The sequence below is a fragment of the Sporocytophaga sp. genome (assembly GCF_017745095.1).
Lineage (GTDB): Bacteria > Bacteroidota > Bacteroidia > Cytophagales > Cytophagaceae > Sporocytophaga.
In genome coordinates, this window is record NZ_JAGHZZ010000009.1 from 60,408 (window position 1) to 85,134 (window position 24,727).

Below are 24,727 nucleotides of genomic sequence, written 5' to 3' on the forward strand. Positions count from 1 at the left end.
GCTACCTCTTTGAATATTCCTGAAGATCAAGATCCAGAGAACCTACCAGAACATTTGCTTCCACTTTTAAAAGTATTCTTCTGTCGTCATTCGTGATCCACGCTTTTACCGGCAGTTCACCAACGAGAAGATTATTTGGGGGAAGTATAGGGGCAATTTTATAGGCATTTATTTTCCCGAAAATACTTTTCACTTTCTCTGTTCCAAGATATTTTACTTTGATGTTGTAAGCGCTTTCGTCCATAAATACATCGATTACCATTGTATCACCAATTGTCATTGAGTTAAAATTAGCATTTCTCAATAAGTATAATGAGCTGATCATATCTTCCATGTCAACTGTTATATCAAATGTTTTATGTTTAATATTCTCTTTTCTTGTGGTATCAGTTACAAATACTTTATTTTCCAGTCTGTTGAAAATGGAGAATTCATCTTTACGGTACTTGTTTTCCAGAAGGTGTCTTGAAAATTTTAAAGGAAGCAGGTCGAAGGTATCCACACAAGTTTCCCAGGTATCATCGAGATTGGACATCCATCCAGCCGCGCCTTTCAGCTTGCAGTTTGCTCGAACACTGTAACAGGGAGTTTTGTCTACCCAGTGAAGTTTGTTATCATTTTCAATGATCAGTGTGCCGGCATTAAGCAAGCCATAGCTGGCATTATATTTAAATCGTTCACCTTCCTTATAATAGTTATGTGTATGTTTGATTTGTTTATGTGTTGGAATAAATAGTTCCTTGCCACCTTTTTCACCTTCACAGCTACATAAAAACCAGATAGGTATAATTAACAAAAGAAAATATTGATGGATATAAGTAGATTTATTCATGCTCATTTTTTAAGTGGGAATGGCTCCAAAAAATTGTGCCATATTTTTCAAATTTAATATTTCTGCAACGGTAAAAACAAAAAAGTAAGTATAATGTGCTATGTCAAAGCCTACTAATAATTAAGACTTTTGTAACTGTCGCTTACCAGGCGCTTATGAAAATCAATCATTTGCAATGTTTGCTAATGGGTACCGAAAAAACTTTTTCATTTTGAGAGTAAAGATATTTAAACTTGTACAAGATAAAATCGAGATAAATATGAAAGGAATTCTGGCAATAGGTCTTTTGATACTTTCCAATGCATTTATGACTCTGGCATGGTATGGTCATTTGTTTTTTAAGAAAGTGCCCTGGTTCAGCAAGCTAGGTTTGTTTGGTGTTATTATTATCAGTTGGGGAATGGCGTTTTTCGAATACTGTTTTCAGGTACCTGCAAATCGTATAGGCTTTGAGGAAAATGGTGGTCCTTTTTCACTATTTGAACTAAAAGTGATTCAGGAAGCTGTTTCTTTGATTGTCTTTACTGCCATTGCTATTAATGTATTCAGATCAGACAAACTGGCCTGGAATCATGTGGTGGGCTTTTCGTTGATCATACTGGCGGTTTTCTTTATATTTAAAAAATGGTAAGTTGCAATTGCTAACGGATTTACCTTAGACAGAAATTAATATTATTGAGCTGATGGCAGAAATTACAGATAAAGAGCGTACGGAATTATTATATACAAAATTAAAGCAGGTCAGAGAGGAAGTAGGAAAAGTGGTGATTGGTCAGGAGTATATGCTGAACCGTCTGCTTTTGGGGTTATTTACAAATGGCCACATATTGCTGGAGGGTGTTCCTGGTCTTGCCAAGACATTAATGGTAAATACTTTGGCTAAAGTTTTACATCTTGATTTTAACAGGATTCAGTTTACCCCCGATCTTCTTCCAGCGGATCTCATTGGTACCATGATTTACAATCAGGCTAAAAGTGATTTTGAAGTTAAGAAGGGGCCCATCTTTGCCAACCTCATTCTTGCAGATGAAGTAAACAGGTCTCCTGCAAAAGTTCAGGCGGCTTTACTTGAATCAATGCAGGAAAGACAGGTGACGATCGGTGAAACGACGTTTAAGCTGGATAGTCCATTTCTGGTATTGGCCACTCAAAACCCCGTTGATCAGGAAGGTACCTATCCATTGCCCGAAGCCCAAATGGACCGCTTCATGATGAAAGTCCATGTTGATTATCTCGACAAGGAATCGGAACTGGAAGTGATGAGACGTATGTCAAACATGAACTTCAGATATGAACCGAAAAGGATTCTTGATAAAGGTGATATTGCCTTGATCAGAAATGAAATCAATAAGGTGAATATGTCTGAAAGTCTTGAGAAGTATATTATAGAACTTGTATTTGCAAGCCGCAGGCCAAAGGAATATGGGCTGAATGACGAAGCAGAATACATCCAGTATGGAGCTTCTACAAGAGCAAGTATCAATCTGAATCTGGCGTCTAAGTTCATAGCATTTTCCAATCAAAGAGACTATGTACTCCCTGAAGATGTGAAGTCTGTTGCTTATGATGTTTTGAATCACCGTATCATTCTTAACTATGAAGCCGAGGCTGATGGAGTGACGACAAGACAGATCATCGAATCTATCTTAAGAAAAGTCACAATCGGAAAAGTATAACACTAGGGCGAATCTGATAGGAGAGGAGGCCAATTTAACATTTTCATAACCTCGCTATAACTCGGAATTAATAAGAGTTGGCGAACTTTGAATCATATCCGGAAATGATTATTAATGGCTCTCCTGCGTTAGTAATTGACTTTTAAATCAAAAAAAGCCGAAGAGACGCTTCGGCTTTTTTTATTTTAAATCCGAAAGAGTTTACCCTTTAGATTTTTTAAGACACTTCGACTGTTTTGCAAAAAGCAAATAGGAAATTTTTTTAATAATTCAACGAGAACTCCTTTCCAACTTGATGGTATATTGTTCTGCTGCTTATTCTTTGTGGAACTTTAGATAAAGATATTTGTACACATCTGCAGAAATACCTAATGCAAGAAATACAAAGCTGCTATAGAAAAAATTGACTGCAGTGCTCATAATGATTTGGCCATCTTTTGCCATGCTCCAATTTTGTGATAGGTAAATATAAAATCCAAGGGGATGAACTATAAAGAGCAATAATGTAAAAATATTGGTGTATGATTTTGTGCTGATATTTTTTTTCTCCTTAAGTTGTTCAGTGATACTGTAATGAAGATAAAGACAAGATAGCGCAGATAAAAAAGAGAGTATAAGAATTATACCTACTCCACTGGTTTCAGCAGGTTCATTGGGAAGTGCCACTTTAATAATAGCTTCAAGAAGAATCGTAGGCAATGAAATTAGAATCGGTACAAGGTATGTAGGTGCTGTGAGGATACTAAATAATGAATATGCAAGACCAATTAATGTTGCAGTAAATTTTCCTTTCATGGATATCTTAAATGTAAATGTCGCTTAGACTAGCAGATTGTTTTATGAATTTTCAATAGATCTGGATGAAGAGTAATAAAGTCTCGATCTGACAATTAAAATGTTTACTTTGGGTTTTCTTCCGAATGAAATTGATTAGAAGAACCTACAATGTTTAATATTTCCAAAGCATCCAGAACATTATTAAGCCCCAGAGGAATTATAAGGTATTCATAAATGCCCAGAGATTCTTTTTGTATAATCTTAGTGATCGAAGCCCCCTCACTTTGGGGATCTTTAAACCTTAAACGAACAAATTCATAATTCTCATTGGTGAATTTCTTATGAACATTTAAAGCATGATCAAACAGAATTCTGGCCTTAATTTCCCATTTGCTATTGACCATTTGAGAAACCAATATGGTGCCTCGAGTAAGGCCGCTCAGATTATGTTGCAGTTCTACGATAAATCCTTTATTGGCTATGTTGAAAAAGCTATGGACTTTTGCTGTTTTATCTGTCGCTTGTTGGTTGTTTTCCATATACCAATGTAGAGATTAATGAGGAATACAATTTGACCTAATAAAGGAATTGAATGTGTAATTAAAAACGCATTGATGAAAAAGTTATCTCCTAATGTAAATAGTAATTTGTCCAAATCATTTTCAAAGATATAGAAAAGGAATTCTGGCCCCCATAGGATATAATATAGAGGTAATATTGTCATTATAAAGTGAGATAGAGTAAGGTACTTGTTTGTATGATTTATTTTTCTGTCAACAAGCCAGTATAAAAAAGAAATGAATAAAAGAAGTTCCAATAATAAAAAGGTTGTTGGAGATGATTCATTTTCAATGGTTGTGTGCCATCCGAAGCCAAGTGAATAATTCAGGCCAGGATAAATCATCGCGAATATAATCGGAACAATAGCGAGTAAAAATAATTTATATCCTTTCATTACATTATTATTACGCTTTAAATCTATTAGAATTTACTCTCCAACAACGAACCATGGTATATCAAATCTTCCTTTACTAAAGTATATGGTAACAATATCATTATTTCCAAGTTCATTATAGAGTTCTTTTGACACTGAAACTTCTTCTGAATACTTTTCAGGTCCCCAGGAAGTGAGTTTGAAATAGTAACTTTTCGTTTTGCCTGAGCTTATGCGTTTGCTTAGAATTTTTGCATGATATACTTGAGGAATAGATTGATCAAGAATATTATTTAAACCAATTATAGTTCCATAGGTATATGCGAAGAAACATGCAGAAAAGAAAAGTGCTAAGAGATAACCCTTCAATTTCCTGAATGAGAATTCATTGTTTCCAAGTATAACAACGGTCATGATGAATGCAGTGATGGAGCATGCAGGTAACCATATATTTTCGTAATTAAAAATATTATAGTCTAATAAAGCTCTTATCGCAAGTACAATGGCAGGGAAAAAAACAGCAGCGAAAATTGTTGGATAAGCAGTATCGTTTTTATCCTCTAATCGAATGATTCCCTTTGAAAATTTTAATATTAAAATAGCAGGAATCGGAATTATCATTAATGCTACTATTAAATATTCATAAGGATCAGGTGCAAAGAATGTCCAGGCCGAAATTAATCCAGCGGTCCAATTTATAATCTTTGTTGTTGTTCTTGCTTTTTTTAATCTTTGTTCTCTTTCAACTACTGTAGCTCCAAAGTCTTTGTTTTCTAAAATTTCATGCTCTTCCATTTCAGCTGTTAATTTATCAAGATCCGGATAGTGCGATGCAAGCCATGCAATGATTTCTCCTTTACTTCCAACATAAGTACTGAGTTTTATTTGCTTTTTTCCTTTGGTGCTGGATTCGATAAAAATAAACTTGCTGGTAACTCTATAACCTTTGATCTCATCTAAGAGGAGTGTTCGTTTGGTTAATGTTGTATTAAGATAAATTCTATCATGCCCTATAACAAACTTACCTTTGATTGTATCAATTATACCAATTATAAATAGAACAATCATTGTAACAGAAATTGGGATAATAATCCAATAGACTTCTACTGGTACTTCATTTTCAGCTGCACTTGGAATGAATGGCATGATTAAAATCGATCCAAATAGAGCTATCAATAAGGGAGCAAAGACGTAAATGAATATTGCCCAACCCTTTGCTATTTTATATTCCTTATTAATGCTGGTATTATCAAGAGTTTGAGAATAAGTATTATGCATTTCTATAGATTTGAATGAACAATATTGTCAATTAAAAAAAATCCCGGCTACCTTCCTTCAAAAGTAACCGGGAATGTTTTATAAATATAGTAAGCTATTTTTACTTCAGCTCATCAAGTTTTGCCTTCACTACATCTACCGCTTTTTTCATCTTCTCGACATCGCTTGCGGCGGCTGCTTGATCAAGCTTGTTTTGCTCAACATCTTTTTTCAATTGTTCAAGTTCAGCGGCATTGTCTTTTATTTTTTGTTCAAGATTTATTTTCTCCTGTTTGTTTTTATCAATATCGCGAACAAGATTTTCTCCATCTTTAACTTTTCTTTCCTGATTTTTAACAGAAGTATTTAACGCTTTCTCTGCATCTTTAATTTGATTATTAACATCTACTCTATAGCATTCCAAAGCAAATTCATATAATATTTTTTCAGCAGCTTTATATGCACTTGAATTTGATTCTTTGGTTACGTGAGTGGTTCCCATGTCTATTGCCCACCATACCTTAGTTCCTTTTCCAGAGCCTTCTACCTTAGATACAATTTTAACAGGGCTTGAAGAGATCTCAGAAACATTCGCAACTGGTACAGTATAGGTACCTTTAGAACTTTCTGTTTTTCCATAACTCTTTAATTGTTTTTCCCACATTTTCTCCACCATTTTCTGATCAAGGTCAATTACCACAAACAGACCTGACCTTTCCAGCTTATCAATTGTTTCTGTTGATTCGCTTACTTTTACTTTTTGAGCTACAACAAATTGGGAAGCAATAAATAAGAGTAATGTAAATACTATTTTCTGCATAAGATTTTTGTTTAAATATTAATTGCTAAACAATATTAATTTCTTTAAATTATTTAATCAAAGGGTTTTGTTTTATTTCCTGAATATTTTAAAACCTAAACAGGATGAATGGAAAAGTATTAATTACAGGTGGTACGGGAATTATAGGATCAAGGTTAACTCAAATTCTCAAAGAAAAAGGTTATGAAGTTGCTCATTTGAGCAGATCAACCGGAAAGGGTGATATTAAGACATTTGTGTGGGATATTAAAACAGGAGCCATAGATGATAATGCTATAAAATTTGCAGATTATATTGTACACCTGGCAGGGGCCAATGTTTTTGAAAAAAAGTGGACGAGTGAGGTAAAACAAGAAATAATAGATAGTCGGGTAAAGTCAGCAGACCTGCTTATCGATACTTTGAAAAAACTCAAGCTCCCTTTGAAGGCATTTATATCTGCTTCAGCTATTGGCTACTATGGAGCAGATACAGGTGATAAGAGAATAGTGGAAACTTCTCCGAAAGGTAAGGACTTCATCTCGAAGGTGACTGAAGAGTGGGAAGCTGCTGTGGACAAAGCTGTCGCTTTGGGGATCAGAACTGTGAAGCTCAGAACAGGCATTGTTTTCAGCAAAGACGGAGGGGCTTTGGAGCAGCTTGCAAAAACTGTAAATAAAAGTATGGGTGCCTCTGTGGGGAGCGGGAAACAACTTATATCATGGATACATATAGATGATCTTTGCAATATGTATGTAAAGGCTATTGAAGATGAATCAATGAGCGGAGTTTACAATGCTGCAGGTATTCATCCGGATACAAATCAGGAAGTAATGAAAGAAGTTGCTGAATTGCTTGGGAAGAATCTTCTTCCAAATGTGCCTTCATTTATATTAAAGATGATGTTAGGCGGCGAAAGAGCGGAAATGGTGCTAGGAGGAAATAATATTTCCGAAGAAAAAATTTTAAACACTGGTTTTCAGTTTAAATACAAAGAACTAAAACCAACCTTGCAAGAGCTTTTATTACAAAACTAATATTTAAATTCTTATTTATCTGGGGGTTTAGAGAGTTAGGCTAAATATGACCAAGGTTTTAAAAACAACCTTATCCTTAAATCCGTTTAACATAGGTAGAAAAATAATCGAGGTAGGAACAAAATTTTTTAAAATTATGGACGACTACAGATCACCTAATCCCTTAAAATCAGACGATTTTTCTGGAGAACCAAATCGAAATATTAATCCAATTAATCCTTCAAAAAATCTAAAAATTGTTACAGAAGAACAACAGAGGGTCGATGAAGAAAACAAAATCAGAAAAGCATTCAAAGAGCGTGACTGGAATGAAATCAAGAGTGCGGATTCCTGGGCTGTGTTTAAAGTCATGGCAGAGTTCGTCGAAGGCTTTGAAAAACTAGCTAAAATCGGACCTTGTGTGTCAATATTCGGATCAGCGCGTACCAAGCAGGATAACCCTTACTATCAAATGTCTGTGGAGATTGCAGCCAAATTGGTCCGTCATGGATATGGTGTAATTACAGGTGGGGGCCCTGGTATTATGGAGGCGGCAAACAAAGGTGCGCACATGGAAGGTGGAAAATCCGTAGGGCTTAATATTCAGCTTCCTCACGAACAATTTCACAATGTGTATATAGATCGCGATAAGATTCTTAACTTTGAGCACTTCTTTGTGAGAAAAGTAATGTTTGTGAAATATTCCCAAGGCTTTATTGTAATGCCTGGTGGCTTCGGTACACTAGACGAATTGTTTGAAGCGCTTACATTAATTCAAACTAAAAAGATCGGAAGATTCCCGATAGTTCTTGTTGGTAAGTCTTTCTGGAAAGGTTTGATGGATTGGATTGAACAAATCATGTACACAAAAGAAACTTGTATCGATATTAAAGATATGAGCCTTGTTACGATTGTGGATACTCCTTCAGAAGCTGTGAAGGCTATAGATGATTTCTATTCTAAATATCTGCTTCAACCAAACTTCTAATCATTGAATAAAAGCTTAACAATAGGACTAACAGGTATACTGGTATGTATTTCAGGATTAGGTTTTTATGGCAGTCTTGCTCATAAACTGGAATACATACCGGAAGACCAACTTCGTCATCAGCGCAAAATCAAGAGAATACCAGAAGATATGACCTTTGCTGGGGAGAAAGTGCATTTTAAATCTCCAGATGCTTATTTAAGATATTACAGGGAGCTTAAGGTCAATACTCAAAGTAATTCCAGCACAAGGCTTCTTTTTAGAAATGTAAGAATATGGCTTCCTGAAATTACAAGGATTGTACAAGCTTACAATCTTCATGATGATTTCAAATACCTTGCCGTTGCAGAAAGCAATCTGAGTAATTCTGTTTCTCCTAAAGGGGCTGCCGGTTTCTGGCAACTCACTGCACCTACTGCTATTGAACTGGGCCTCATCGTAAATGAGGAAGTCGATGAGCGTTATCATCCTTTCAGAGCAACTAAAGCAGCTTGCAGATTTTTTAAAAAATCTTATAAAATATTTGGAAACTGGACTTCAGTAGCCGCTTCCTATAACAGAGGTGTTGGCGGTTTGCAAAGAGCATTCAATAACCAGAGTGTGAATTCATACTATGATCTGGCTTTAAATGATGAAACATCCCGATATCTCTATCGCATTTTAGCCATCAAAGATCTGCTCAATCATCCTGCGAAGTACGGAATCACAGTTTTACGTAAGCAGCGGCCAAAGATGAAGCTAGTAAGAGTGGATACTAGCATTACGAATCTTGATAAATTTGCAAGATTACATAAAACCGATTTGGTGACATTAAAAGAATTCAACCCCTGGATTCTTGGTAATAAATTGACTGTCAGTAATAAAAAGATGAGTTACGAGGTAATCATTCCATTGGAAGCTACCCGTATAGCTCTGAAACCACAAATTGACACCAATAAGATGCTTATTCCCGAAAAAGACGTTGATAAGCTTAGCAATATTATGAATGGAACTTCAATTGGGGAGTTTGAACCTGACGCTTTTAAAAATTCCTACTGACAGAATTCCTGTTATTGCTTTTTCCTTTTAACTTGCATTTCGGGTAAGCGAACCTTCCCTTATAGAAATTGTTATGCCAGTGGAGCGAGTCAACGAAGTGAAAAAAACTAAAGAAACAACTTTTACAGATTCTACGGGATTTGAATACATCGAAGTTTTTGGTGCAAGAGAACATAATCTCAAAAATATAGACCTTACCATTCCGAGAAATAAACTGGTAGTCATTACCGGAATAAGCGGAAGTGGTAAGTCAAGTCTTGCATTTGATACCATATATGCCGAAGGTCAAAGACGATATATGGAGAGCTTCTCTACATATGCCAGGTCTTTTATCGGTGATATGGAAAGACCGGAAGTAGATAAAATTAATGGTCTAAGCCCGGTTATTTCTATCGAGCAAAAGACAACTTCCAAAAATCCTAGATCAACTGTCGGTACCGTTACTGAAATATATGACTTTATGCGTCTTCTCTATGCAAGAGCTTCTGACGCGTTTTCATATGTCACAGGAAATAAAATGGTGCGCCAGTCAGAAGATCAGATCCTGCAACATATCATAGACAATTTCAATGGTCAGAAACTGAATATCCTTGCCCCTGTGGTAAAAGGTAGAAAAGGTCACTATCGGGAACTTTTTCAGGAAATCAGAAAAATGGGCTTTACCAAAGTCAGGGTCGATGGTGAACTTATGGAGCTTGTTCCTAAAATGCAGGTAGACCGTTATAAGATTCACGATATCGAAATTGTAATAGATAGGGTGCTTGTAAGGGAAGAAGACAGATTCAGAATTTCTCAGTCTGTTAAAACGGCAATGACGCATGGAAAAGGTATTATCATGCTTTTGCAGGAAACTAAAAATGCCCAAGCAAAATTTTATTCCAAGTACCTGATGGATCCGGAATCAGGCATTTCTTATGATGAACCTGCTCCGAACATGTTTTCCTTCAATAGTCCCTATGGTGCTTGTCCTGTCTGCAATGGATTAGGTCAGGTAGAAGAAATAACGGAAGATGCGGTGATTCCTGATACCTCCCTTAGCATAAGCAGAGGTGCAATTGAACCACTGGGAGAATACCGTGATATATGGATCTTCAAACAGATCGAAGCTATCCTTAAAAAATATCAGCTAAATGTAAGTACTCCTGTTTCAAAAATTCCAAGAGATATACTGGACGTTATTTTATATGGAACGGAAGAAGCAGTGAGGATGAAAGCTTCATCGGGAAATGTATATAACTTTAAATTTGATGGTATCATCAACTTTATGAAGCAGCAGCAAGAGTATGGTTCTGAAAAGACACAGGACTGGCTGAGTGATTACACAACAGTTAATGTTTGCCCTGAATGCCATGGGGCAAGGCTTAAAAAGGAGTCTCTTCATTTTAAGATCAACGGTAAAAATATTTCTGAACTTGCCAGAATGGACATTTCTACTCTGGATACTTGGTTTACCAATCTTGATAAAAAACTTACCTCAAGACAAAAGCAAATCGCCGCAGAGGTTGTAAAAGAAATTAAAAAGAGAATAGGTTTTCTTGTAGATGTAGGATTGGATTATCTGATGTTGGACAGGCCTATGAGAACTCTTTCCGGCGGGGAATCGCAGAGGATCAGACTTGCAACACAGATTGGAACTCAACTTGTAGGCGTACTCTATATTCTTGATGAGCCTAGTATCGGTCTGCATCAGCGCGATAACGTGAAGTTGATAAGTGCTTTGAAAAATCTGAGAGATATCGGAAACTCTGTTCTTGTAGTAGAGCACGATAAAGATATGATGCTGGAGTGCGATTACATACTTGATATAGGTCCGGGAGCTGGCCGTCATGGAGGAAATGTTGTAGCTTCCGGAACTCCTGATGAATTCCTTAAAAAAGATAGCTTAACAGCTAAATATCTGAAAGGCAAACTGAATATTGAAGTTCCGGCGAAAAGAAGGGATGGCTCTGGTGAGTACTTAAAATTACTTGGAGCAAAAGGGAATAACCTGAAGAATGTAAATCTAGAACTTCCGCTCGGTAAAATGATTTGTATTACCGGAGTATCAGGAAGTGGTAAATCTTCATTGATTCACGATACATTGTTTCCTATACTAAACAAACATTTTTACAATTCAAGAAGAGAACCACTGACCTTTAAAAAGGTAGAAGGACTTGAACATCTTGATAAGGTAATTGAAGTAGATCAGTCTCCGATAGGAAGAACTCCAAGGTCAAACCCTGCAACATATACAGAAGTATTCACTGAAATAAGAAATCTTTTCTCTCAGCTTCCAGAGGCTAAAATCAGAGGATATAAGCCTGGCCGTTTTTCTTTCAATGTAAAGGGAGGTCGTTGTGAAACATGTGAAGGCGCAGGATTAAAGGTGATTGAGATGGACTTCCTTCCGGATGTTCATGTTTTCTGTGAAACATGCAAAGGAAAAAGATATAATAGAGAAACTCTCGAAGTCAGATACAAAGGGAAATCCATTGCCGATGTACTTGAAATGACTGTTGAACAGGCAACAGAATTTTTCGAAAGCATTCCAAAGATTCATAGGAAAGTTCAAACACTGTTTGAAGTTGGTTTGGGATATATTACCCTTGGCCAGCATGCGACCACCTTATCAGGTGGAGAAGCACAAAGAGTAAAACTGGCAACAGAGCTTTCAAAAAAGGATACAGGTAAAACCTTATATATTCTTGATGAGCCTACTACAGGTCTTCATTTCGAAGATATAAGGCACTTGCTGGATGTACTTAATAAACTTGCAGATAAAGGGAATACTGTCTTAATCATTGAACATAACCTTGATGTTATAAAGGTTGCGGACCATATTATTGATCTTGGTCCTGAAGGTGGAGCCGGAGGAGGTGAAATATTAGTACAGGGAACTCCAGAATTAGTTGCCAAGGATAAAAGAAGCTATACAGCGAAATTTTTAAAGGAAGAACTTAAATAGTTCTTCCTTTTCTTTTTATGAAATTCTCTTATTCCCTTGTTGACCTTTGCTTAAAGGTTCCCATTGCAATTATTTGTGCATTTAGTTGCTGTTGCTCCAAGCTGTTGCTGTTAAAAGAAGCTATACAGCGAAATTTTTAAAGGAAGAAATAGTTCTTTCCATTTCTCTTAGGAAATTCTCCTTTTTCTTATTGGATTATATGTTATTGCCCTTTGCTTAAAGGTTCCTATTGCAATGATTTGTGCAATTAGTTGCTGTTGCTCCCAACTCTTGCTGTCCCTGGGGGAACATTAGCCATTTCCATACGGTTCTTCTTAAAGATAATGGCACTAAGATATGGACTTTATTCAACAGCCGGAGAGAGGTAAGGGTGATCCTTCTGAAAAAAGGATTCAATTTATGAACATTCCTAACACTACTAAGCCCAGACTTGTAGTGATAGGAGGTGGATTTGGGGGAATTGAGCTTATTAAGGAACTAAAGTATTCAGGAAAGTTCCAGATCGTACTTCTGGACAGACATAATTATCACACCTTTCAACCTTTATTATACCAGGTGGCTACAGCCGGCCTTGAACCGGATTCTATCGCTTCGCCATTGAGGAAAGTATTTAAGGGATATGACGATTTCTATTTCAGACTAACTGAAGTAGAAAGAATTAATCCTGAAAAGAATTGCATAGAAACATCCATTGGTCATCTCAAATATGATTATTTGGTTATTGCGACTGGATCAAAGACCAATTACTATGGAATGGAGGATTTTAAGGCATTGTCTATGCCTATGAAAAAAGTTTCCGAAGCTCTTGATTTGAGAAGCAAGATCCTGCAGAACTATGAAAAGGCTTTGCTAATAGATGATCCAAAAGAATTTAGCAGTTTGGTTGATATTGTAATTGTTGGCGGCGGTCCTACAGGTGTTGAGTTAGCCGGTGCTCTTTCAGAATTAAGAAAGTATGTCTTACCAAAGGACATTCCGGAACTAGATTTTTCAAAAATGAATATTCACCTCGTTGAAGCTGGCCCAAGACTATTGTTTGGTATGTCAGATAATGCAGGAGAAAAGTCATTGAAATACTTGAGAGATTTGGGAATTATAGTTCATCTAAACTCAGCAGTTAAATCTTTTGATGGTTTTAATGTAAAGCTGCAGAATGGTTCTGAAATTCTCTCCGAGACAGTTATATGGGCTGCAGGAGTGACAGGTAATGGCCTTGATGGTTTAAATCCTGAAGTTGTAAAGGCTGGGCGTTATTCTGTGGATACATATAACAGAATTTTAGGATATGAGAACATAATGGCTATCGGTGATGTGGCTTTGATGATCAAGGAAAAAAATCCTAAAGGGTATCCTATGCTGGCCCAGGTAGCTATTCAACAAGGTAAACTTGCAGCGAAAAACTTGCAGACAATACTAAAAGGTGGTGTTTTAAAACCATTCGAATATAACGACAAAGGAAGCATGGCTACAGTAGGAAGAAATAAAGCGGTAGTTGATCTTCAGAATTTTAAATTCTCAGGAATATTTGCCTGGTTTGTCTGGATGTTTGTGCACTTGCTTTTTCTGATTGGTTTCAGAAATAAAGTGACAACATTTGTAAACTGGATCTGGAACTATTTTACCTTTGACAGGGCCACAAGGTTGATCATAAGGCCATGGTCCCGATCGGCCTGTGTACGGGAGTTTAAGGAAGAAAAAGCATATGTTGAAAAACAGAGAGGCAAAAGTTAAGAACTTTTGCCTCTTCTACATTCGTCTACTCTTTCGTTGAAGCGCTGTCTCCAATTATCCCCATACATTCTTTTTAATTTCTTATCTGTCTTCTTATTATTTCTGGCTAAAGCCTTTTCCACTTTTTTATTTACAACGCAGCCTAAGTCCCTCGTTTTGAAAAAGAAAAGCTCTTCTGTTTTGGATGTACACGCATCATAACTTACATGATTCGGGTCGCAATAATAAAATTCCAGATTCGTTTTCTGTTTTCTTTCAATGGTTTGCGCAAATGACAGATGCATTATTGCAAACATTGGAATTAGTGTTAATAATCTTTTCATAGGATTATTCATTTATTAAAACAACTGTTAAAAATCTTAAACTGTTAATTGTGCTCTTTTAATCTCATTTTAAGGTTTTTTTAACGCTATTTTAAACCACATAAATTTTCTTTGAATTATAAAAAAACAACTGATTATTTGAATATACCTCTACTGATTTTAAATGTGTTACAGTTCTCCTGCACAATTATCATCTCCAATCTTAAAACACATTAAATACAGGGTATTATGACATCGTCACAAAACGAAAACAAAAACAAAAAAAATCAGGTAATTGCATTTGCTGCAACCGGAGCCATCATGACCGGATTGTTTGCCGGAAGTACAGTTCTTTATGTAGATAATGGTCAGCTGAAAGCAGAGAATGCTGAAAAGGTTCAACAGATTGAAAGCCTTGAAACAATAGGTAAAAAACTGAAAAGTGACCTCCAGCAAATTAATGAAGAGCTCTCTTCAATGCAGGGAAGAAATAAAGAATTGGATCGTTTGCTGGCTTCTGCAAAGGATGATATTAATGGAAAGTCAAAGAAGATTACCTTACTTATAAAAGATAATGCATCTCTTAAGAAGGTGCAAAAGCAAGTTGCTGAACTCAAAAAGGTTAAATCAGGTTACTTTAACAAGATCAAGGAACTGGAAGAGCGCTTAGGCCTTCTTACCAGTCAGAATGATGAATTAAGAAGAGATAACGAAAGCCTTCAGGATAAATTGGATGACCTTTCTGCAAGATATTCCGAAATGGAAAGAAAGGTTGAAATTGCTTCTGTGTTAAGAGTTGAAAAAGCGACTACTTTAGGATTCAAAAAAATTAAATCAGGTAAGCTTGTTAAAAATAGTAATGCTGGTAAAGTAGACAGACTTACATTTTCTTTTGACCTGGTTGAAAACAAAGTAGCAGAGAAAGGAACAAAAACAATTTATGCAAGAGTAATAAATCCAAAGGGAGAAACACTTCCTGCTCCTGCATCAGAGTCCGGTACTTTCAATAATTCAGATAACAATATAAGTTTGCCTTACAGTGTTTCAAAAGAGGTAAACTATAACAATGAGAATCTGAAAGTAGAGATGTCCTATGATTTTGCAGAAGATAAGAATGCAAAAGGTTTATATAAAGTAGAGTTTTACTGCGATGGATTCTATTGCGGATCTTCTCAGATAAGACTTAAATAAGCTTAAAGCAGAAAGTTTAAAGCTTAGAGTAATTTGCAGCTTTAAGGATACTAGATCTGTTATCTTCTATTAATCAAATCTCGTAGTGTTGATATTGTCAACATAGGTAATAGCCCTACGGATTGATTGGTTATCGAAAATAACATGTAGATATTTCTTTGAGTTTTAAAGTAATATTACTTTAAACTTTAAGCTTTTAACTTTCAACTTTAAATAGTATAATTTAATTTAAAAAAGGCAGTACATTTATATCAATTGTACTGCCTTATTCTTTTTGACTTATGAAAATACTTTTGGTTGAAGATGAAATAAAAGTGGCATCCTTTATAAAAAAGGGGCTTGAGGAGCAATTGCATGAAGTGACGGTTGCGTATGACGGATATACCGGTAAACAGATGGCTCTGTCTAATCCTTATGAGCTATTTATTCTGGATATCAATTTACCGCAGATAAATGGCATACAACTTTGCAAAGATCTCAGAGCGGCGAATATACAGGCTCCTATTTTGTTGCTAACGGCTTTGGGTACAACAGAAAATAAAGTCACGGGATTGGATGCAGGTGCTGACGACTATCTGGTAAAACCATTTGAATTCCCTGAACTGCTTGCCCGTCTCAGAGCCCTTTCAAGGAGAACCACTTTACAGAATTCTCCCGGAACCAAGTATAAAATTGCTGATCTGGAAATGGATACTGATACAAAAACGGTTATCAGATCCGGAAAGAAAATAGATCTCACGGCAAAGGAATTTTCTTTACTCGAATATCTTTTGAAGAATAAAGGAAGAGTTATTTCCAGAGTGGATATCGCGGAAAAAGTATGGGAAATCTCATTCGATACAGGCACCAATGTTATCGATGTTTATATCAACTTTTTAAGAAAGAAAATAGACAAAGACTTTTCTCCTAAACTTATTCATACTTTGGTAGGTATGGGTTATGTTTTAAAAGTAGAAGATTGATTATGAAGATAAGAAGTAAACTGACATTAAAGTTTACAGGTATCGTCGCGCTGATTTTGCTTATTTTCAGCACGGCAGTCTTTTATCTTTCTGAAATCAATAGATACAATGTATTTGAAGATCGTCTTGCTGAAAGGGCGCTTAATACTGCAAGGATGTTCCTTGAAGTAGATGAGATTGATGAAAAGCTATTAAAGACATTGAGAAGGAATTACCTCAAATCACTTCCTTCCGAATTTGTCCGAATCTATGATAAAAACTATAAACCGGTATTTATAGATGATACTATAAAGTATCATTTCGATAAAGACTGGTTAAGTAAGATTCAGAAAGAAGGAATTTCAAGTTATGAAGATGGAAACCGGCAGGTAGTCGGCATTTTTTATTCAGATAATCAAGGCGACTTTTTAATTGTTGCCAGCGCTATTGATTGGTATGGTCATAAGAAGGTAAGTAATCTGGAAGCTGTGCTTACAGCGGGATATTTCATTTCACTCATTATTGTCTTTTTTTTAGGGCAGATATTTGCAAGAGAAGCTCTAAAGCCTATACAGAAGGTTGTGAGCCAGGTTCAGAAAATATCAGCATCAAATCTACATCTGCGAGTGGATGAAGGAAATGGTAAAGATGAAATCTCGGATCTTGCAATTACTTTTAATACCATGTTTACTAGGATCGAGACGGCTTTTGAATTGCAAAAGACTTTTGTCTCCAATGCCTCCCATGAGTTGCGGACTCCTCTTACCACTATCACCGGAGAAATCAGTGTAGCATTAATGAAAGATCGAACTGTCGATGAGTATAAAGAGATATTAGAATCTTCACTGGAAGAAGCAAAGGAGTTAACCAAACTGATCAATGACCTTTTAGAGCTGGCGCAGACAGGTGTTGATGCAAACTCTGTGCTTATGAGTAACCTTGACTTAAGCGAAACGATCAGGAAAGCTACGGATGAGACGCTGCGGAGAAAACCGGATGCTATGTTAAATCTTAATATGGCTAAGACATTTCCCAATGGTCCAATTGTATTTGGCAATGAAAAACTATTGTTAACCTGTCTTCTAAATATAATCGGTAATGCCTTTAAGTTTTCAGAAGATAAAGAAGTACTTATTGATTTTTCTTTTAATGATCATGAGGCCTGCATTGCCATTACTGATAAGGGATTTGGCATTAGTGAGGAAGAATTGAAAAATATTTTTGTACCATTTTATAGATCAGAAAGATCAGGAAATTTGCCTGGCCATGGTATCGGACTTCCTCTTACAATGAAAATTGTCAACATCCATAGAGGAAGGATAGAGGTTCAGTCAGCCCCAGATAAGGGAACCACCTTTTACATATTTTTACCGGTTTTGTTTATTTAATACCGTTTTAATTCTCTTTTAATTGGCCTTTAACTATTAGCAAGGACTTTTGTCTAAGTAAGATCAAGATATATTTCAGCATCTTTTAACTATTTGCTGGGAATTTTGTCTTAGCAAGACAGATTTACTACAGAATCCATCAATTCTTTTGGGATTTGAAAATAATTAAGAGGGATAAAATCAATTATAATGAAATGGTTATTCAGCATCCTGCTAATCGTTGAGCTATTAGTTTGTGTGGATGTTTTTGGGCAAACACAGGTATTTTCTGATACAGTTAAAATTACCGTTGAAGAAGCTGATAAGCAGTTTCTGGAAAAAAATCTTTTACTTTTGGCTAGCAGGTATGATATAGAAGCAGCCAAAGCTCAGGTCATGCAGGCTCGCTTATGGGAAAACCCTTCTGTGTATTATGAACAGAACGTTTATAATCCTCAGACCAAAAAATATTTTGACGCTTCAAAAAGTGGTGAGTTTATTCTTCAGGCTTCCCAACTTGTAATGCTGGCAGGAAAGAGGAATAAAAGAATTAATCTTGGAAAGACCAGCGCGGAGATTGCCGAGTATCAGTTTTTCGATCTCCTTCGCACTCTTAAATATGAGCTAAGGACAAATATAATTGAATTGTATTTCCTTCAACAATCTTATTTCATGTTTACAGATGAAATAAGAACTATGAGAAATACTGTAAGTCTTTATCAGACTCAGTATGAAAAGGGGAATATTCCATTAAAGGAAATCATTCGTCTTAAAGCATTCTTGTTTAACATGGAAAATGAAAACAAGGACTTGATCGCCCAGATTACATTAAGACAAACTACACTCCATGTGCTTCTGAACGACAAATCCAGATCATTTTATTCTCCTGTTCTGGATAAAAAGCAGGTTGATAGTCTTAATGTGAAAAATGTGAATCTCCAAGCTCTTATTGATACAGCTAATGTAAACAGATTTGATTTGAAAGCTTATAAATCCTCTCAAAAATATGAGGAACAAAACCTGGCTTATCAAAAAGCTCTTGCCGTTCCTGATCTGCGATTAGGTGGTGTCTTTGACCGGAATGGTAACTATATACCAAATTATTATGCTGTTTCTATTGCAATGGATTTGCCATTACTAAATAGAAATCAAGGTAACATAGAAATAGCCAAAAAGAGGTTTGAGAGAAGTAAGGTCCTTACGGACGAGTATGAAAATAGAGTAGAAGCTGAAGTCGCAGGAGCATTGAGCAGATCAATTGAATACAATGACCTCTATTCAAATTTTGACAATAAGTTTACCGGTGAATTCGACAGACTTATTGGAGGTATTCTTACAAACTATGAAAAACGAAATATAACATTAATTGAATTCATAGACTTTTATGAGGCTTACAAAGCTTCTGTAATCCAGATGAACCAATTGCAGACAAACAGAATGAATGCATTTGAGGAGCTTAATTTTTCTGTAGGAAAGCCCATCGTTAAATATTGATATTATCTAGTATGAAAAAAATATATTTTATAATCGCCTCTGCTGTATTGGCGGTTAGTTGTTCTGAAAAACACGCTGAAGTTCATGATGAAAAGTTTTGCCTGAGCGATACTATGAGTCGTGTAATATCCATTGATACAGTTAAAAAGCAAAGACTGGCAAATGAACTGACCTTGTCAGGAAAAGTTACTGCAAATGAAGATAAGGTAGTGAAAGTGTTTCCCCTCGTTGGAGGTATTATTGAAGACCTTAGGGTTGAGTTAGGGGACTATGTGGAGAAAGGCCAAACCTTGGCAATAGTTAATAGTAGTGAAATTGCGGATTTTGAAAAGCAATTAATTTCAGCAGAATCAAATCTTTCCATAGCACAAAAGAACTTTTCAGTAACGCAAGACATGTACAAAGCTGGTCTGGCTTCCGAAAAGGAGATGGTTATGGATAGAAAAGAACTTCAAAAAGCAGAAAGTGAATTGAAACGGATCAGAGAGGTTTTCAGAATTTATGGAGTTCAGGGTAATTCTGTCTATACGATGAAAGCGCCAATTTCGGGTTTCATTATTGAAAAGAATGTTACAGAAAATATGCAGTTCAGAACTGAAAGCTCAAATAATTTCTTTACCATCTCCGGCCTTGACGAAATATGGGTTGTCGCGAATGTTTATGAAACGGACATCAATAAAATAAAGGTAGGCTATGACGCAGAGATAAAAGTACTTCCTTATCCGGATAAGGTATTCAAAGGAAAGATAGATAAGATCTTTAATGTTCTTGATCCCGCTACTCGTGTGATGAAAGTAAGGATAAAGATGAATAACAAAGGTTATGAATTGAAGCCTGAAATGTATGCGCAGGTAATTGTAAGGTATGAAGAAGGTGATAATTCTATGATTGCTGTTCCATCTGAAAGCATTGTTTTTGACAAAAACAGAAACTTTGTGATGGTATACACTGACAAGTGTTCAATTGAAACCAGAGAGGTAGAGATCCAACAAAGACTGAATACAATTACTTACATTAAAAGTGGTCTTAAAGAAGGCGAAAGAATCATCTCTAATCATCAATTATTGGTTTATAATGCACTCAATAATTAATTTTTATTCTACGTGCATTTAATAATCAAAGATCTTTCAGTTAAGATCATCTATTTAAGATTACATTTATGAAACGGTTTATTGGAAATATAGTAGGGTTTTCCTTAAAACATAAATTCTTTGTTTTTTTCGCAACCTTAGTATTGATTATTGCAGGTATATTCAGCTATCTGAATACTCCTATAGAAGCTTTCCCGGACGTGACAAATGCTAGGGTTCAGATTATTACTCAATGGCCTGGTAGAAGTGCAGAAGAAGTTGAGAAGTTCATAACGATACCTATAGAGGTAGAAATGAATTCTGTTCCGGGCAAGACCAGTTTAAGGTCAATTTCACTTTTCGGATTATCAGTTGTCACTATGATATTCGATGATGATGTGGATGATTTTACTGCAAGGCAAAATGCAATCAATCGTCTTATGAATGTGAACCTCCCGGACGGTGTGGATCCTGAAATGCAACCACCATATGGTCCTACAGGTGAAATATTCCGATATACACTTCATAGCAAAACAAAAGATGTTAGAGAACTGAAAACCATTCAGGACTGGATCATCGATAGAAACCTGAAAGGTGTACATGGTATAGCTGATGTGGTAAGCTTTGGTGGAGAAGTTAAAAGTTATGAATTGAGCATCAACCCGGACTTATTAAAGAACTATGATCTTACTGCTCTTGATGTTTATGATGCAGTTACGAAAAGTAACATGAATGTCGGCGGTGATGTAATAGAAAAAAATGATCAGGCCTATGTGGTTAGGGGTATCGGACAGCTGAAAAGCATAGCCGATATTGAAAATATTATTATTGATGATATTAATGGTACTCCTGTTTTTGTAAAGAACGTTGCAAAAGTTCGGGAACATCATCTGCCAAAGCTAGGATATGTTTCCAGAGATACTACAAAAAATCTTGTCGAAGGAATTGTGATCATGAGAAAGGCTGAAAACCCGAGTATTGTGCTTGCAGGACTTAAAGAGAAGATAGACGAACTGAACGATTACATACTTCCAAATGATGTTAAGATAGTTCCGTTTTATGACAGGTCTACACTTATAGGTTTTACTACACACACTGTTACCAAAAACCTTATTGAAGGTATTGTGCTGGTTACTGTTATAGTATTTATCTTCATGGCTGACTGGCGAACTACTATTACGGTTTCCATTATTATTCCATTGGCTTTATTGTTCGCATTTATGTGTATGCGGATCAAGGGAATGTCTGCAAACCTTTTATCCATGGGAGCCATAGACTTTGGAATTATCATAGATGGTGCCGTCGTGATGGTGGAAGGGCTGTTTGTAATGCTCGATCATAAAGCCAATAAATTTGGCATGGAACGTTTTAATAAACTGGCCAAGATGGGCTGGGTTAAAGCAACTGGCGCTGAATTAGGTAAGTCTATCTTCTTTTCCAAATTAATTATCATCACAGCACTTCTGCCTATATTCTCATTTCAAAAGGTGGAAGGTAAGATGTTTTCTCCTCTGGCCTGGACCCTTGGCTTTGCACTTCTCGGGGCATTGATTTACACCCTTACTCTGGTGCCTGTTCTGAGCCAAATCCTTTTAAACAAGAATGTTCGCGAGAAACATAATTTCTTTGTTGAATTTGTAAACAATACAGTAATGAAGGGCTTTTCATTTGTTTTAAAACATAAGAAAGTCAGTTTCATAACCTCACTTGTTGCACTTGGAATAGGATTGTTTTCTTTCACATTCCTTGGGTCTGAATTTTTGCCACAGCTGAATGAAGGTGCTGTTTATATAAGAGCAAGCATGCCAATGAGCTCATCATTGAACGAATCTATTTCAATGACGAATAAAATCCGTAAGTCTATTTCTTCTTTTGATGAAGTTAATGCGGTGATGAGTCAGACCGGAAGACCAAACGATGGGACGGATCCTACCGGCTTCTTTAACATTGAGTTTCACGTTGATTTGAAACCCAAGGAGAAATGGGAAAGGAAGATCAGTAAAGAAGAGTTAATTACTGAAATGAAAAATAAGCTTGAGGTTTATCAAGGTATCAGCTTTAACTTCTCTCAGCCAATTATGGATAACGTGGAAGAAGCTGTTTCGGGAGTTAAAGGATCTATGGCAGTTAAGATTTTCGGTGATGACTTTGGAAGATTAGAAGAGCTGGGTGAACAAGTTAATAAGATACTGTCAGGTGTTGAAGGTATCGAAGACCTGGGCATAATCAGACTTATTGGTCAGCCTGAAATGCGTATTGAGCTTAATCAGCAAAAGATGGCAATTTATGGTGTGAGAACTGAAGATGCACAACGTGTTATAGAAATGGCTGTTGGAGGAAAGACTGCATCAAAGATGTATGAAGGAGAAAAGAAATTTGATATTGTAATTAGATATCTGCCACAATTCAGAAGGACGGAAGAACAGATTGCTAATATTACAGTTCCTACAATTCATGGGAACAGAGTTTTATTGAAAGAACTGGCGGATATACGACCTGAAACTGGCCCTGCCTTTGTTTACAGAGAAGGCAATCACAGATTTATTGCTGTAAAATTTTCAGTTAGAGGAAGAGATTTGGGAAGTACCATTAAAGAAGCTCAGGAAAAAGTTCAGAAAGCAGTGAAGCTTGATAAGGGAATGAAAGTAGAATGGAAAGGTGAATTCGAAAATCAGGTAAGAGCAACCAAACGACTTGGACAGGTAGTGCCTTTGAGTATTCTATTGATCTTCCTTATCCTGTTTGTAACCTTTGGAAACCTTAAAGATGCTGTGCTTGTGCTATTGAATGTGCCATTTGCACTGATAGGCGGTATCTGGGCATTGCTCATAACGAATACTAACTTTAGTATTTCCGCTGGTGTTGGCTTCATTGCTTTGTTTGGTATTTGTATTCAGAATGGGGTTATTCTTACCACGGTATTTAAGAATAATTTGAAGGAAGGTATGTCCCTGGCAGATACCCTTGTTGAGGGAGTAAAGTCGAGGATCAGACCAGTAGTAATGACCGCAATGATGGCCGCTTTAGGATTATTACCTGCCGCATTGTCTACTGGCATAGGTTCTGAAACTCAAAAGCCTCTAGCTATAGTAGTTATAGGAGGATTGATAACAGCTACAGTACTTACATTACTTATTTTCCCTCTGATATTTGAGTGGGTTTATAGGAGAAATATGGATTTTGAAAGACAGTTTGATTAAAGGTTGTTGTTTCCCTGGTTTCTTAAAATGTCCCGGCAATTGCCGGGACATTTTTATTTATAAATGTTTGACAAGCATAAGGAAAACTCCAGGCTTTTATCTTTCCTGACTTCCATTTGAAGATTTTTATTAACTTGAAGGTTAGAATTTTTTATAAACCAAACCCATTAAAATTTTTATGAAAAAAAAATCTTTTATTCTATTAGTTGGATTAGCTTTTTCTTTGTTGATAAGCTGTGGTAAAAAGAACGATCCCAAACCATCATCATCATCCGGACCGACTATGGAATTGGTCAAAAGTAAAGGCTCTGTTACTGTAGATACAACAGTAAAACCGGGAACAACAATAAAAATAGTTTTTCTGGCAAAAAAAGGAAGTTCAGATCTGAAAGCTATATCAATTAAAGAAGATGGTACGCCTACATCAGATCCTTATAATTTTCTACCTGACTTGAACATGCTGAATAAGGTTTCTCCTATTTTGGATTCAGTAACTTTTACATCGACAACAAGCACCTCTGGGACTAAAACATTTTCTTTTACAGTTACAGCAGCAAACGGAGATGTTGCAACAAAATCAGTGAAAGTTACATATTTCGATGCTGTGACTTCTACTACCAAACAGGACGTTGTATCCTTGAATGATTCTACTGCAAATCATTCTTCTTTTCCAGTGGGAGGATTTTATTCCTTATCCAGAAAGCCATTAAATTTTACAGGCTCATATCTTGAAAGTGAAGCCGGATCTTATGCCAGCTATATAGATTTTTGCTATATCCACAACTATACAACCTATGAACAATTTCTAGCGGCACCAAGTGATGAGGCATCCAAGGAGGTTTATCCTTCTTTAAAGAACTGGTCTGTGACTAATGCTACTAAGTTTGTAGAAACAACTTTGACAGTGGATCAATATAAAAATGCTACGGGCTCTGATATTGAAGCTTTTGCTAAAGAAGCCGGTGTTGAGAATGGAAGCACCAAAATTCTGCTCCGTAAAAACAATGGGGTAAGATATATTTATGCAATGAAAACTGCATCGGGGAAATATGCTTTGATTGATCCTTATTTTTTCGATACCAGTCAAGGAATCGCTATAAATGTTAAAATGGTGAAGTAATTCATTAAGGTCCTTGTAAAAACAGTAAAAGAGGTTGTCTTGACGGCAGC

The 24,727-nt window shown here is 36.2% G+C and carries 20 protein-coding genes; 14 read left to right on the forward strand and 6 right to left on the reverse strand.

Annotated features, from left to right (window positions below; genetic code table 11):
- Position 1 precedes the first annotated feature (1 nt).
- Positions 2–838, reverse strand: a complete 837-nt coding sequence (locus J7604_RS15120) for a DUF3108 domain-containing protein (protein WP_293897174.1) — start codon at positions 836–838, stop codon at positions 2–4.
- A gap of 253 nt (positions 839–1,091) precedes the next feature.
- Between J7604_RS15120 and J7604_RS15125 the strand changes: the two genes are divergently transcribed.
- Both J7604_RS15125 and J7604_RS15130 read left to right on the forward strand, forming a co-directional pair.
- The gene (locus J7604_RS15125) at positions 1,092–1,463 is read left to right on the forward strand and encodes a DMT family protein (RefSeq protein WP_293897175.1); all 372 of its coding nucleotides are present in this window, start codon (positions 1,092–1,094) and stop codon (positions 1,461–1,463) included.
- Positions 1,464–1,515: 52 nt separating this feature from the next.
- Positions 1,516–2,508, forward strand: coding sequence for an AAA family ATPase (locus tag J7604_RS15130; protein ID WP_293897176.1), 993 nt, complete (start codon positions 1,516–1,518; stop codon positions 2,506–2,508).
- A gap of 315 nt (positions 2,509–2,823) precedes the next feature.
- Here J7604_RS15130 and J7604_RS15135 read toward each other — a convergent pair whose 3' ends face one another.
- The 4 genes from J7604_RS15135 to J7604_RS15150 form a co-directional block, all read right to left on the reverse strand.
- Positions 2,824–3,303, reverse strand: a complete 480-nt coding sequence (locus J7604_RS15135) for a hypothetical protein (protein ID WP_293897177.1) — start codon at positions 3,301–3,303, stop codon at positions 2,824–2,826.
- A gap of 104 nt (positions 3,304–3,407) precedes the next feature.
- On the reverse strand, positions 3,408–3,824 hold the full coding sequence (locus tag J7604_RS15140) for a hypothetical protein (RefSeq protein WP_293897178.1): 417 nt from the start codon (positions 3,822–3,824) through the stop codon (positions 3,408–3,410).
- A 449-nt stretch (positions 3,825–4,273) separates the two neighbouring features.
- Positions 4,274–5,497: a hypothetical protein gene (locus tag J7604_RS15145; protein WP_293897179.1), complete on the reverse strand. Its 1,224-nt coding sequence runs from the start codon at positions 5,495–5,497 to the stop codon at positions 4,274–4,276.
- A 100-nt stretch (positions 5,498–5,597) separates the two neighbouring features.
- On the reverse strand, positions 5,598–6,296 hold the full coding sequence (locus J7604_RS15150; RefSeq protein ID WP_293897180.1) for a chromosome segregation ATPase: 699 nt from the start codon (positions 6,294–6,296) through the stop codon (positions 5,598–5,600).
- 104 nt (positions 6,297–6,400) lie between these two features.
- On the opposite strand from J7604_RS15150, the gene J7604_RS15155 reads away from it, so the two are divergent.
- From J7604_RS15155 to J7604_RS15175, 5 genes are all read left to right on the forward strand, one after another.
- Positions 6,401–7,312: a TIGR01777 family oxidoreductase gene (locus J7604_RS15155; protein WP_293897181.1), complete on the forward strand. Its 912-nt coding sequence runs from the start codon at positions 6,401–6,403 to the stop codon at positions 7,310–7,312.
- A 136-nt stretch (positions 7,313–7,448) separates the two neighbouring features.
- The gene (locus tag J7604_RS15160) at positions 7,449–8,279 is read left to right on the forward strand and encodes a TIGR00730 family Rossman fold protein (protein ID WP_293897182.1); all 831 of its coding nucleotides are present in this window, start codon (positions 7,449–7,451) and stop codon (positions 8,277–8,279) included.
- A gap of 3 nt (positions 8,280–8,282) precedes the next feature.
- Positions 8,283–9,317: a lytic transglycosylase domain-containing protein gene (locus J7604_RS15165; RefSeq protein WP_293897183.1), complete on the forward strand. Its 1,035-nt coding sequence runs from the start codon at positions 8,283–8,285 to the stop codon at positions 9,315–9,317.
- Between the two features lie 73 nt (positions 9,318–9,390).
- Complete coding sequence (gene uvrA / locus J7604_RS15170; RefSeq protein ID WP_293897184.1) at positions 9,391–12,261, forward strand: excinuclease ABC subunit UvrA; 2,871 nt, start codon at positions 9,391–9,393, stop codon at positions 12,259–12,261.
- Between the two features lie 336 nt (positions 12,262–12,597).
- Entirely contained in the window at positions 12,598–13,992 is a 1,395-nt protein-coding gene (locus tag J7604_RS15175) for an NAD(P)/FAD-dependent oxidoreductase (protein ID WP_293897185.1), read from the forward strand.
- Here J7604_RS15175 and J7604_RS15180 read toward each other — a convergent pair.
- Positions 13,989–14,315: a hypothetical protein gene (locus J7604_RS15180; protein ID WP_293897186.1), complete on the reverse strand. Its 327-nt coding sequence runs from the start codon at positions 14,313–14,315 to the stop codon at positions 13,989–13,991. The two genes, J7604_RS15175 and J7604_RS15180, sit on opposite strands and share 4 nt — an antisense overlap.
- A gap of 228 nt (positions 14,316–14,543) precedes the next feature.
- Between J7604_RS15180 and J7604_RS15185 the strand changes: the two genes are divergently transcribed.
- The 7 genes from J7604_RS15185 to J7604_RS15215 all read left to right on the forward strand — a co-directional run bounded on the left by J7604_RS15185 (position 14,544) and on the right by J7604_RS15215 (position 24,677).
- Positions 14,544–15,485, forward strand: a complete 942-nt coding sequence (locus tag J7604_RS15185; RefSeq protein ID WP_293897187.1) for a hypothetical protein — start codon at positions 14,544–14,546, stop codon at positions 15,483–15,485.
- A gap of 281 nt (positions 15,486–15,766) precedes the next feature.
- Positions 15,767–16,447, forward strand: coding sequence for a response regulator transcription factor (locus J7604_RS15190; protein WP_293897188.1), 681 nt, complete (start codon positions 15,767–15,769; stop codon positions 16,445–16,447).
- 2 nt (positions 16,448–16,449) lie between these two features.
- Entirely contained in the window at positions 16,450–17,814 is a 1,365-nt protein-coding gene (locus tag J7604_RS15195) for an ATP-binding protein (protein WP_293897189.1), read from the forward strand.
- 189 nt (positions 17,815–18,003) lie between these two features.
- Complete coding sequence (locus J7604_RS15200) at positions 18,004–19,287, forward strand: TolC family protein (protein WP_293897190.1); 1,284 nt, start codon at positions 18,004–18,006, stop codon at positions 19,285–19,287.
- A gap of 11 nt (positions 19,288–19,298) precedes the next feature.
- Positions 19,299–20,378: an efflux RND transporter periplasmic adaptor subunit gene (locus J7604_RS15205; RefSeq protein WP_293897191.1), complete on the forward strand. Its 1,080-nt coding sequence runs from the start codon at positions 19,299–19,301 to the stop codon at positions 20,376–20,378.
- A gap of 68 nt (positions 20,379–20,446) precedes the next feature.
- On the forward strand, positions 20,447–23,557 hold the full coding sequence (locus tag J7604_RS15210; protein WP_293897192.1) for a CusA/CzcA family heavy metal efflux RND transporter: 3,111 nt from the start codon (positions 20,447–20,449) through the stop codon (positions 23,555–23,557).
- Between the two features lie 178 nt (positions 23,558–23,735).
- The gene (locus J7604_RS15215; protein WP_293897193.1) at positions 23,736–24,677 is read left to right on the forward strand and encodes a hypothetical protein; all 942 of its coding nucleotides are present in this window, start codon (positions 23,736–23,738) and stop codon (positions 24,675–24,677) included.
- Positions 24,678–24,727: the final 50 nt, after the last annotated feature.